Genomic DNA, 12,302 nt, shown 5'->3' on the forward strand with positions numbered 1-12,302 from the left:
TTTAAGCATTTGTTACCCATCTTTAACTTTCAGTAGAGTTAGCAGCTTCACTGGCAGCACTCTGTGCAGCGTCAGCAGTACCTCTAATAGCTTCTCCAGTGGCATCAGCAGCTTCAGAACCGACAGTTGCAGGGGATCGTCCACTTTTATCATCAGCATTTCCAGATGCAAGAGCTCTAGAGTCATCCCTTGCCTTTTGAGCTTCTTTAGCAGCTCCAGCAGCGTCTCCGGAATGAGCTTTACCAACAGCTCCAGCAATAGCCTTAGCTACAGAGAAAGCTTTGGACATCATTTTTCCAGGTGTAGTACCAGAACCGAGTGCCGCCCTGTGATTACCAGAAAGTTCTGCAGCCATATCAGGAAGGATGTTTAGGAAGTGATAAAACAGGAACAGTATTAGAGCTAATTTTAATAATTCTCCGATGAGAGAATTACCAAACTCCATGTATGTAAAATCAAATAGACCAAGTATGTTGCTCTTCTCCCATTTGTAATTTTGCATCATGCATGCAAGAGTATTTTCATTTTTATCACATTCACCACCTTTCAATTTAAACCACTGTTTTTCGTTGCCTAATATTTTTATCTTTTCTTCTTTTTCAAAATGTAAATTTTTAAAATAGATTTTATCACATGCTATGAACATAAAGGACAAAAACGCAAAAAGCATAACTGGGTATAGGCTATAGGTAATCAATTCTCTTAGCCACCCATCGAAATACCCTTTAGTGTGTTGGAATAAAACCATAGGGATAAACAAGGGTGATAAAATGATGATTATGCTTAAAGCAATGAGGGATAGGATAAACACATAGCACATCCATAAAATAACCATCATCATCATAATAGCCATGAATATAGCGACAAGGGCTACTAAAATTTGTCCACCAGCGCAAATAATACCGATTACTGAACCTGCAACTAACAAGGCAGGAGCAGCACCTAGTAAGATAGCCAATATTCCTACATCTCCAGTACCAATTTTGCCAGCAATTCCATCCAAAGGTGCACCTAGATAAAATAAAATTCTACAATCAAGCCTATCCCAGGGTGCGAGATAACTGTAATTTGTTGTATCATTTTTGTAATCCTTCGCTTCATAATTACATATACCTTTACTTTCAGATGACGCTTTTAATACTATCTCTGATAAACCATTTGAAAGCTTTGTTAATTCTCCATAATAATGAGACATGGTATTGCCTGTTGTGAAGTAAATCACTAAAGCAAATTTAATGATCAACATATACATTTCTTGAGGACTATGAACTCCACCAGACATAGCTTTTATAGAGAACAATATTAAAGCTAAAACCAAAACAGCAGTGATGGTGTTCTTCAGCCTTTCCTGTGCTACAGATATAAAGCTTTCACCATTTGGTGTACCTTTACCTGCAACTAAATTATCTAACGATTCCTTAATGCATTGCACTATCATAGAAGTTATAGGAATAGGAGCTAATGATTTACTTCCGGCCTGATTGTGGCAAGCTTCAGAGACATACGAGCTGAAACAGCCTTTATTGTCATAACCTACAAAAATTTCCTTTTTTTCTTCCCTTTCCCTTATTAGAGTTTTGTAATCTTTACTCTCATTTCCTTTAAGAAGGTCCTTAATAGGGTTTGGGTCTGTGATAATTATGCCACCCTTATTTTTAAATTTCATCTTAGATTCATCACACATAGGGGCAAGTGGGTCAGGTGGCAACTCTGTACATCCCACATCAACTCCTTGCGGCCAGGGAGTCATTGAGATGCCAAGCGTACTAATACTGGCTAACTCTACACACAACCTGCCCATCTTTTTTAGTGCTTTAAATGTTGACCCATGTATGGTTTTACTCTGTCCAGCTTTGAGGACTTTACAGTCTAGGTCGCCGTCAACTTTTGGAGACCATGATCCATCTACATATCCAGTATCTTTTTCCCTGACATCAAAGTTTATATACTTATCTTCCCCTCTGCGATCGAAATCTTCCTTTTTAAAAAGATTACCAAATGTTAAGGGGTTTCGATGACATACTTCTATATATTCACTATACTGCACACTATTTTTTGGCCAGTAATAATTTCCTGTATTGTTCTGAACATTGGGGTTCAAAGCTTCTCTTTCTGCTCTTTTTCTATCGTAGTCTTTTTTGTTTGCGTTTTTCCGAGTTTTATTTTGCAAACAAGAAAAATACTCATCTTCTTTTTGATAATTCTTATTAGTACAATCCGCATACCCTCCATCTAATAATGCAAAGTCCTTATATTCCCCATCATGATCGCGCGCAACTGGATGTCTAACAAAACTATGCTCACAAACAACAAGTCCTCCTATCGCTTTCCAAACCCCAACAATTGCAGCTATCATTCCAACGATAACAAGAGCAGTAAATAAGCCAGAGGAAGAGAAGATCAAAACAATGCCAGTCCATACTGCACCAACGGCAATTGCTATTCCTGCAATAGCTGCAGCTGTTTTAAAAGCCCCACAGTCAGGGTTAGAGGCGCGACTAAAGCTGCCAGCAGAACTAAATCTGCTAACAAATTCCGTCTTGTCAGTACCACTTACTCCGTCTGCAAATACTGGACATGAGAGTAAAAAATCTATATTTAGTAAAAATACTGCAATTAATAGCAATGACAGCTTAGTCTTAAACATTTTTTACCTTCTGATAAAATATAGGCAACCATACTTTTGGGTCATCCCCGACTTCTTTTAATATATCATGTAACAGTATGACACTCTCTGCGCGTCCAGATAATACGTTAACTATATCATCTAAACCTTTTAAGTCTATTCTAGCTACCACAGCATTAATCCCTTGTTTTACCAAAAAAAATCTAGTACTTGGATCTGTGTGCTTGATTAGTATGTACTCGCGTTCAGTTAACATAAAAACATTCCGATAGATACTAGTAGCTTTTAGATTTGGCAAAAAAATCTGTGTTGCCGTTTGCTGTACAAGTGTATCACTAATAGCACTTTTACTTGCATCTTCAACGCTCTGAGTAGCAAAAACCACAAAAGCATTTAATTTTCTCAGCACTTTCAACCAGTCCTTTATCTTAGGTGCAAAAACTGGATTATCTATTAATGCCCACGCCTCATCAAGGACGATAATAGATGGAGTGCCATCAAGAGATATACTAATCCTGTGAAATAAATAAATCAAGACCGGCCCAAGAGCAATGGGATCTTTGAGCAAGCTAGCCATTTCAAAGCCAAATACTCTTGCTTTTGAAAAATCTAGCAAATCTTCTTTATTATCAAATATTGCAGCATGAGAGCCATTACCATGCCACATAGATATCGCTCCAGCTAGAGTATCAGAACCTGCAAGCCCTAAAAATGGTACTAAGTTTCTTAAGAATCTGTCTTCTTTTCTTAATTTAAAATTTCCCTCAATTGCATCATTAACTCGTGTAATATCTTCAGAAGTGAATTTATTATTATATACTGAAATTAAAGACTTTATCCACTCCATTAAGAAGGTTCTATTGTCAGGAGTATCGTCAAGTTGTAGGGGATTAAAATTCGTCTTAGTTCTTGGTTCTATCAGAGTATAAATACCACCAAGTGCTCTTAGGAAAATCTCCGCACCGCGGTCTTTGTCAAAAAAGAATATTCTTGGAGAAAATTTCATTGCTTGGGCACATAGGAAATTCATTAAAACAGTTTTACCAGCACCAGTTGGACCAATTATCATAGTATGTCCAACGTCCCTTATGTGAAAGTTGAAGAAAAATGGAGTGCCAGATGTTGTGTCAAAGACTGTTACAGCATCTCCCCAGTGGTTATTGAATTTATTACCGGTAGGATAATTATGTTGGGATACAAAGCCAGCCAAATTAAGACTGCTTATCGTACCTTTTCTCACTATATAGTCAAAATTACCAGGAACTTGTGCCCAAAATGCCGGTTCAAGGTTAACTTTTTCACGGATAGGGTAAACACCGCAATTAGAAAGCTCAGACTCTACAAATGATAAAGCATTATCCAATGATTTGGGGCTTTTTTCTATACATAAGATAGTTAAGTGATGTTCACCGAACACAATTCTACCACTCATTGCATCATCAAGTGCATGAGAAATTTCTGCGATTTGAGAAATAGCTTTATCTGCAGATTGTATCATCCGATTTTGCTGTATCTGCATTTTGGCAATTGCCATTTGTCTATTTGTAAACTGGAAAGACTGTGTAATAATAAATTCATAAGGAAGCTGCAAAAAGTGGTCAAGCATTCCTGCAGAAGTATTATTTCCATATTCTTTGATACTAACTATTCCAGCGTATTTACTTTCATTATGAGTTACAACCTGTATCATCTTACGGCCAAAAAATAACCTATGTACCGGTAAGTATCTTGATATTTCAGTTTTTAGCGGAAGGAGTGTGTTTGTAATGAAGCCACAATTTACGATCCTAGATAGGAATTCCATTATTTCACAGAACAGACCATTTGGGGTTTCTTTTACTCCAAGAATTTTGGGCGAATAACTTCTAAGGTTTGTCATTACACGGTTCGTTGTTTCTTCTAAATCTTCATAGGTAGCACGCATATCGCTTTCCCAAGCATGTTTTGAAGTTACATGTCCAAATTTCTTTAGTAGATGCGATAAAAATTCTACTCCTTTTGTGTCTGCTCTACGAATAATTGTAATATATAGATCATTAATAAATGACTGCCTTGTTGCGTGTTTCTCTCTCCATTTTAAATTTACGTAATTAGCAAAAAAGTTTGGAAAATTTTGACTTGCAAACTCATCAGAAAAAATATTTTTTTTACGTCTGATAGTATGAAAATATAGACCAAACGCTGGAGATGAAATGCTTCTCAGCATCTGATTCCTGATATTGTTTTGTATTACCAGATCTTCGTCATCGGCTGTTTCAAATGCAAAGCCGCTTAACTTGATGAACTTAACTAACCAATTTTGTTTTGTTATCAAGGTTGTACTATTCCAATAGCAAGAATAAGGAATAAATTCAGCAGCGTGAACTTCCCTGCTTAGAATAGACTTATTCTTTGATTGAATGGCTCTGAATCTCAACATTGCATAACATTAAGTAATGTCGTAAGAATTGGCTCCATAGTAAAAACGATTCAAACATTTAGAGCATTTTCCTAATTTTACCATAAATAATTCAATAAACAACGGTTCTTTTGCAGAAGCTATATAACCAAGTCCATGTATCCCTGGTAACATCAAAAGAATTATTCTAAGATCGTTTGAGTTGATAAAAATTAACATACAAATTAGAACATTTAGTATTGCAAACATGTAACTCACACCAAAAAGCATTGCAGGTCGTGTAAGACCTTTAAATAACTGATCTGTTTGTATGCTGCCTGTGGACATATATACCCTTCTCACTAATAGCTCTAACACTAATACTACATCATTAATTAAAAATCCATTGAAATGAGCGGTATTTTAGGTAAGATGATTAATTTAATCTTAATGATAAGCTGGCCGTTTCAGGAAGTAGAAAAGGTATTGCAAGAATTTCCTGATAAAAAAGAGATAATATTTGAGACTGGCTACGGGCCTTCGGGTTTGCCGCATATTGGTACTTTTGGAGAAGTCTTCCGTACTACAGTTGTTGCAAATGCACTGAAAAAAATAGCTCCTGAAATAAAAACCAAAATTATTGCAGTTTCCGACGATATGGACGGTTTGCGGAAAATACCAGATAATATACCAAATCAGGAAATGCTAAGAGAACATTTAAACAAGCCGTTGACTATGATACCTGACCCATTTGGCACTCATGAAAGTTATGGCCATCATATGAATTCGCTGTTGTGTAAGTTTCTTGATCTATTCGAGTTCGAATACGAATTTAGAAGTGCTACAGAGTGTTACAAGTCTGGTATTTACGATGAAAAACTTTTGCTCCTGCTGAAAAATTACGATAAAGTGATGGATATAATGCTTCCATCATTCCGAGAAGAAAGACAGCAGACATATAGTCCATTTTTGCCTATATGTCTGGAAACTTCTCAAGTTTTACAAGTTTCAGTAATTGAAAGGAATACAGATAAAGGAACAATCACATACAAGGACCAAAATGGAGAAAAAATAGAAATCCCGGTGACAAAAGGCAGATGTAAATTGCAATGGAAACCGGATTGGGGAATGAGATGGGCCGCATTTGGAGTCAATTATGAAGCTCATGGCAAAGATTTGACTCCATCTGCTGTGCTTTCAAGTCAAATATGTAAAATACTTGGAGAAAAGCCACCGCTTTTGTTTTGCTATGAGTTTTTCCTTGATAAAGAAGGAAAGAAGATATCAAAATCAAAAGGAAATGGCATTTCAATTGAGAAGTGGTTAACTTATGCACCAATAGAGAGCTTAGCGTTATACATTTTTCAGAGCCCTAAAAAAGCTAAACGTCTATATTTTGATGTAATACCAAAATCAACTGATGAATATTTAGAGTTTGTTAAGCGTTACAATGAAGGCAAAGAGAAAGATATAAATAATCCTGCCTGGCATATCCACCAGAGTAAAGTTCCAAACGTGGAAACTTCAGGTATAAATTTCTCATTGCTCTTAAACCTAGCAGCAGCTTGTAACGCTAAAAACAAAGAGATTCTTTGGGGTTTTATATCCACTTATACACCGAACGTTATACCAGAAAGTAATAAGATGCTAGACAGGCTTTCAGATTTTGCAGTTAGATATTATCACGACTTTGTTAAGCCAACAAAAGCATATAAAGCCCCAAATGAAAAAGAGAAAGAAGCGTTACTAGATCTAAAGAACATCCTGCATTCCTTGCCTATTACAGCCACTGCTGAAGAAATTCAATCTCAGATCTTTTCCATTGGGAAAAAACACAATTACAACAATTTACGTGATTGGTTTCAGTTGCTGTATGAAACGCTACTTGGCCAAAAAACCGGCCCAAGAATGGGATCTTTTATTAAAATTTATGGAGTAAATAATACAATTTCTCTTATAGACAGTGCTATTGGACGTACACTTTAGAGTTTTTTTATTGAATATAAAAGCCCATTTTACAGGCCTTAAGAACCCTTATATGGGGATGTTTTAGACCTAAAATTTATCCTTAATCTTTATTTAAGTGACAAAAGCACATTATTAAACTAGGTGTGTTATGTTTAATTTTTCTTATATAGACACTCCATGTCTTTATAAATTTTTATCTACGTTAGCTGAATCTCGCTTATTAGGTAATGTAATAAGCGCCAAGTTTTTGAGAGAACAGTAAACAACTCACATTGCATTGTTCTTTATTTAAGAATTAGTTCAAAAATCAACTAACCTTCTTTTTTTTATAAAGAAATTATTTGAAAAACTTCTGCATTACCCTTATCGTGACGTTATGGATATTTATAATTCCAAGGTTGACTACTTACCAAGCATATAAGACATTAATGTCAAGTTCCTACAAGAGATATCACTAAGGTTTCTTTTGCTTTTTTTCCTGCTTGATGAGTTCCTTAAACATTTACAGCTAAAGCGATTTAAGAGAGAGATCACTCAAATCTGAGATCCAGAAAAAAGTAGGGTTCACTTCAGTGCATGATACATAATTATGTATCATGCACTAAGTTTACCTTGTAGCATTGCGTTTATATAACTTAAATCACTTCAAACCCGAATTCCCAAATCCAAGTAGGTATTATCATGTCAAATAACTTCAATTTTAAAGAATTTTTTTTAATTACTATGAAATAAACAGTACATTAGATGATATACAAAGGTGTTGTGTGTTGTAGAAATCAGTAATAGCATAGGCAATGATTAATGCAACAAGTAACTGTAAAAAAAGCAGAAAGTTTGGTAGAAAAACATAAAGCAATTTCTGGTTATCAGACTTTAGTCGAGATTTCGTATATACATGTATACTTGCTGATTATGACCAGATATATGTAAAAAACAAAATATAGCCAATTCTAGAAAGCCTTACTAAAAAAATCAGATAAAACTTTCTGTACATACTTAATGGGATTTGCCTTTTTCACTGAAAAAAATACCATGCAACCTTCTATCTATAGCTTCCTCTATATCTTTAATTAATAGCTGCTTTATCATATTTACTTTTCGTTTTGCATCTTGAGAATGATGTTCATCATTGCAACCATAACGACTGTTACTACTGTAACTGTTCTTACTGCTATAGCTATAACTACTGGCACTTGGTTTACTACTGTAACTTACTCTATTGACCCTTTTACCTATGATTATAAATTTGAGCATTTGTATCACCTTTTCCTTTAAAAAAGACTTCCAGCCTGTGTTAAGAAACAACCTATAGAGAAAGTGCGGAGCAAGAAATCCCACTAACACTCTAAAAGAAACTTCATAACCCAGATTTTCTCTGTTGTCATAATACCACTTGCAATATTGAAACAGATGGAAAAATGCATTTTTTGGAGAGCTAAATTCTACAGCATACCAAAAGCCATTGCTAAGAAATATGAGCATAATGCTGGATACATAAAGATAAACTGTGAGGAGAAATAGCTTTACAACTATGTCCTTTAAGCTGCCTAATATGTAATTTAATAACCTTAACTTATAGAAAAGCGACATCATTTTACACCACCATTAAATACGGCTGGGGTAGAAGGATTCGAACCTTCGCATGGCGGTATCAAAAACCGCTGCCTTACCACTTGGCTACACCCCAATACTACTCACATCAATAACACTATTAACCCAATTAGCAAAAGATTTATTTACTTTTTCTATAGGTATTATCACAATAGCTGGCTGATCATAAGAATGCATTGCCTCAACTTTTTCTACAATTTTATCAACTTGATCGCTTCTGGTTTTCATAATTGCTATTACTTCACAACTACTATTAATTTCACCTTTCCATAAATAAAGAGAATTCACTTTAGGAAATATATTTACACATATAATTAATTTCTTGTTTAATAATTCTTCAGAAACAGCTTTAGCCTCCTTCACATTTGAAAAAGTCGTATAAACTAAAACTAAACTGTTCATTAGAATCTACATAAACGCATTGCTACTATACTTTACTTAGATTAATCTATCAAGAAAAAATAGAAGAGACTTTTTTTGAAATCCTGTTGTTTCAGTATATAACACTGGAATTTAGAAATTTTTTATGATCAAATCCTTAATCAGAAAAACAAAAAAAGGATGTTACTCGATGAATAACATCCTTTTACAGAAAGTAGGTATTTTGTTTAGAGATACGACACTTCTGCACCTGATTTTTCAGCCTTAGGTTGACTAAACGTTGTAGCAGGTTTATCTTTTTTGAAGTCTTCTTCTAAGTCTTCACTCACATCTTCTACTGCTGGCGCGGAAGCAGAAGGCTGTTGTTCCACCAGCTTGCCCAAAGAACCTGTGTTTTTCAAGCTTGCACGAGCTTTAGCCAAGTCTCCTGGAGAAAGACTTTGTTTTTCCAACGTAGAAGGACCAGAATCCATTCCACTATCAGAACTTAAGGAGCCCAGAGAAAGACTTTTTGGTACCTGTAGTAGAACAGCTGGAGTAAGCACAGGAGAACCATATAAGCTATTAGGTGAGTTGCTTCTAAAAAGATTAGGGTTGACTGTTACAGTTTTATCAACACCTTCAGCTGGAACAGGAATACCATAAAAAGTTCTCTTTCCTATTTCTCTAGCTAGTATGTCTGATTCAGGAAGAACTTGATACTTAACGTTAGTAGCTTCTTCTGGTGCTTTGCTTACTTTATTCCATGGTAACCACCTTAGGAGCTTACTAGAAGATCGTACTTCTCTATGCCCCTCAGAATTCAACAATTCTGCTACACTATTAACAGTACTGTCAGTTCTTACAGAACTAAGTGAATTGCTTCTTGGTAAACTAGATTGTGTTGAATCTTTTCTGCTTTCATCATGCCTTTTTGCCATTCTATTAAGACTTTCTGAAAAATTATGCTCTGTTTTGTGCTCTTTAACAATTCTCTTAATCTCATCATGGTGTTCAGAGAAAATTTCATAAAGATTGTTGTCACCTTGAGCTAATAGATTTTGCAACTTCTTAGAGCTTAATTTGCTAACAAAATCTGCTTGCTGCCCTAATTGATTGATTAACTGGTCCTTTTTGAACCCTTGTTGACCATCAATAGAGTAAGCTTTTTCTAATACTTTTCCCTTCAATTCAGAGAATATTTTTTTGACTAAAACAGAGCTATCAATAGCTTTGTCTTCAAAAACCTCCTTAACGAACATTTCTTTTATACTATTAAAATTTTTCGTTTTTTCTTCTGTTTTTGAAACAACCATTGAATCTTGCAGCCCTATTGAATACGGGATGCTATCTAAATTAGACATACTCGCACCTAAACCACTTAGCTTATGCCCCATTGTTTTCAACACAGAACTAGTTTCTTCCCTTGCCACTTGCCCCATAGAACTCACAGCTTCTTTTACTGAGTCTTTAGCATGTATAGCACTATCTTTAATTTTTTCCCCAATATATTTTACCCCTTTAATTGTCTTTTCTGCAGCATATCTGAAGCCCGCCTCTACTTGTGCCCTGCATCTATATACAGTTGCACCAAGTGCTACAAGTGCTACAGTTGCAAGCACTCCACCTACTATACTGCCAGCAATTATCGGAGCTGCTGCAATGGCAAAACCAGCTCCTACTGTCATGGCTGTTGCTAACGTACTTATAAATAAACCAAGTATTACTCTGTTCGTTACTTCTAACGACTTTATCCTTTTCTCCAATGATTGCATTTGTTGTAATAAACCCTCCGAAGAAGGTGTAATATTATCTACTTGTTGAAGTTTTTGTGCTTCAACAGAATTTGAATTTGCTTCTTGACTAAGTAACATTTTGAACCTCACTATTAATCAAACATATTGATATTGTATGCCTCCAATCCTTAAGTTAGTATTAACTTGGCTGTTAGTGCTCATTCATCTTTAAATAGTTTTGTTTGACGTGTTTTTCTGTGGCGTAGAAATCAGGTTAAAGGCTCTCCGGGCTAAAGTATTTATGTGATGTATAAAAGGGCATTCTTCATTGCAGTTTTAACAATAGTTTTATTATCCAATCACTATTCTTACCTACATGAAAACGCAGTGCACCTAAGAACAATAATAAGGGATTTAAAATAAGGCCAGAAAGTTCTATAGAGTTAACCATATCACATAGAGAAAAGAAAGTGTACGATCACGTCTTCCATTCTGATAATTAACTCGTAAATAAAAGTAATTTATGCTTGCATTTTCTTATTAAAGAAGTAATACTAGTGTATTAATTGATAGAATTAATCATTATGTTTGATGAACATAATCCTTGGAACCTGGAAAAAAAAACGGTAGGGAATAAAACTCCTAATAATGAAGATATTTTAAGTAAAGCTATATCTGAGATAAGGTACTTTTTTATTGGTTTAACAAGAAATAGTGGCAAAAAGCCTTATTTCATCATTTTTATTATTTTGTTATTCTATGTCTGTACTGGTTTTTATATTGTCCATCCAAGTGAAGAAGGCATAGAGCTTACATTTGGTAAATATTCCAATACGGAAACACCTGGCTTGCGTTATCACTTCCCTTACCCTATCGGCAAGGTTTTTAAAGTGAACGTTAAGGAAGTAAATCGTGAAGAAATTGGGATAAGTAGCCCTTATGGGCGAGACACAGATCGCGGCGAAGGTGTGATGCTCACTGGAGATGAGAATATAGTTAACGTTAACTTTGAGGTCCAATGGCGCGTTAGGGACGCTAAGGATTATTTATTCAAAGTAAGGGATTATAAACCTGGTTTTAGTGTTAAAAATGCTGCTGAGAGTGCTATGAGAGAAATAATAGGCAAAAACACGATCTCTTTTGCACTCGAAGGTCAAGGCAGAGCTGAAATTTCCAGAGACACTAGAATTTTATTGCAACAAATTCTTGACGGATATCAAATGGGCATAGAAATTTTATCTGTTCAAATGAAAAAAATCGACCCACCAGAAAAAGTAATTAGCTCATTTAGAGATGTACAAAGTGCTCGTGCAGATAAAGAGCGTACTATAAATGAGGCATATGCTTACAGCAATGATATTATACCTCGAGCAAAGGGTGAGGCAATAAAGATAAAACTAGATGCGGAAGCATATGAAAATGAGATAATAAATGAAGCAAAAGGTAATGCAAATCGCTTTTTATCTCTTTATGAGGAATACAAGCAAAATCCTTCTCTCGTAAAAAACCGTATTTATCTTGAAACTATGGAAAATATCTTTAATAAAGTAGATAAAGTTGTTGTCACTGAAGATTTGAAAGGTATGTTTTCTTATTTACCTCTTACAAATTTGGGAAAATAACC

8 protein-coding genes and 1 tRNA gene are annotated in these 12,302 nt (G+C 35.1%); 2 read left to right on the top strand and 7 right to left on the bottom strand.

Annotated features, from left to right (window positions below; all coding sequences use genetic code 11):
• Window positions 1–22 precede the first annotated feature (22 nt).
• From WBP_RS04910 to WBP_RS04920, 3 genes are read right to left on the bottom strand one after another with little or no spacing between them, the layout of a single operon-like run.
• Window positions 23–2,647, bottom strand: coding sequence for a TrbL/VirB6 family protein (locus WBP_RS04910; protein ID WP_167896238.1), 2,625 nt, complete (start codon window positions 2,645–2,647; stop codon window positions 23–25).
• Window positions 2,640–5,045, bottom strand: a complete 2,406-nt coding sequence (locus tag WBP_RS04915; RefSeq protein WP_167896239.1) for a VirB4 family type IV secretion/conjugal transfer ATPase — start codon at window positions 5,043–5,045, stop codon at window positions 2,640–2,642. Before WBP_RS04915 ends, WBP_RS04910 begins: the two co-directional genes overlap by 8 nt.
• A 9-nt stretch (window positions 5,046–5,054) precedes the next feature.
• Window positions 5,055–5,351, bottom strand: coding sequence for a type IV secretion system protein VirB3 (locus WBP_RS04920; protein ID WP_011256995.1), 297 nt, complete (start codon window positions 5,349–5,351; stop codon window positions 5,055–5,057).
• A 63-nt stretch (window positions 5,352–5,414) separates the two neighbouring features.
• Between WBP_RS04920 and WBP_RS04925 the strand changes: the two genes are divergently transcribed.
• Window positions 5,415–6,989, top strand: a complete 1,575-nt coding sequence (locus tag WBP_RS04925) for a lysine--tRNA ligase (RefSeq protein ID WP_167896240.1) — start codon at window positions 5,415–5,417, stop codon at window positions 6,987–6,989.
• Window positions 6,990–7,967: 978 nt separating this feature from the next.
• Here the strand turns inward: WBP_RS04925 and WBP_RS04935 are convergent.
• The 4 genes from WBP_RS04935 to WBP_RS04950 form a co-directional block, all read right to left on the bottom strand.
• A complete protein-coding gene (locus WBP_RS04935; protein WP_167896241.1) occupies window positions 7,968–8,564 on the bottom strand; it encodes a hypothetical protein in 597 nt (198 codons plus the stop codon).
• A 22-nt stretch (window positions 8,565–8,586) separates the two neighbouring features.
• Window positions 8,587–8,658, bottom strand: a tRNA-Gln gene (locus WBP_RS04940).
• Entirely contained in the window at window positions 8,649–8,984 is a 336-nt protein-coding gene (gene cutA / locus WBP_RS04945; RefSeq protein WP_167896242.1) for a divalent-cation tolerance protein CutA, read from the bottom strand. Before cutA ends, WBP_RS04940 begins: the two co-directional genes overlap by 10 nt.
• 206 nt (window positions 8,985–9,190) lie before the next feature.
• Window positions 9,191–10,816, bottom strand: coding sequence for an actin-bundling T4SS effector WalE1 family protein (locus tag WBP_RS04950; RefSeq protein ID WP_167896243.1), 1,626 nt, complete (start codon window positions 10,814–10,816; stop codon window positions 9,191–9,193).
• Window positions 10,817–11,262: 446 nt separating this feature from the next.
• Between WBP_RS04950 and hflK the strand changes: the two genes are divergently transcribed.
• The gene (gene hflK, locus WBP_RS04955; RefSeq protein WP_011256965.1) at window positions 11,263–12,300 is read left to right on the top strand and encodes an FtsH protease activity modulator HflK; all 1,038 of its coding nucleotides are present in this window, start codon (window positions 11,263–11,265) and stop codon (window positions 12,298–12,300) included.
• Window positions 12,301–12,302 lie beyond the last annotated feature (2 nt).

Origin of the sequence: Wolbachia endosymbiont of Brugia pahangi (assembly GCF_012030695.1) — a bacterium.
Classification (GTDB): domain Bacteria; phylum Pseudomonadota; class Alphaproteobacteria; order Rickettsiales; family Anaplasmataceae; genus Wolbachia.

What these genes read in the sequence shown, in the direction of transcription:
- WBP_RS04935 (WP_167896241.1), bottom strand. Translation starts at nt 8,564, where the DNA reads ATGATGTCGCTTTTCTATAAGTTAAGGTTATTAAATTACATATTAGGC.
- WBP_RS04920 (WP_011256995.1), bottom strand. Translation starts at nt 5,351, where the DNA reads ATGTCCACAGGCAGCATACAAACAGATCAGTTATTTAAAGGTCTTACA.
- WBP_RS04910 (WP_167896238.1), bottom strand. Translation starts at nt 2,647, where the DNA reads ATGTTTAAGACTAAGCTGTCATTGCTATTAATTGCAGTATTTTTACTA.
- cutA (WP_167896242.1), bottom strand. Translation starts at nt 8,984, where the DNA reads ATGAACAGTTTAGTTTTAGTTTATACGACTTTTTCAAATGTGAAGGAG.
- WBP_RS04915 (WP_167896239.1), bottom strand. Translation starts at nt 5,045, where the DNA reads ATGTTGAGATTCAGAGCCATTCAATCAAAGAATAAGTCTATTCTAAGC.
- hflK (WP_011256965.1), top strand. Translation starts at nt 11,263, where the DNA reads ATGTTTGATGAACATAATCCTTGGAACCTGGAAAAAAAAACGGTAGGG.
- WBP_RS04925 (WP_167896240.1), top strand. Translation starts at nt 5,415, where the DNA reads ATGAGCGGTATTTTAGGTAAGATGATTAATTTAATCTTAATGATAAGC.
- WBP_RS04950 (WP_167896243.1), bottom strand. Translation starts at nt 10,816, where the DNA reads ATGTTACTTAGTCAAGAAGCAAATTCAAATTCTGTTGAAGCACAAAAA.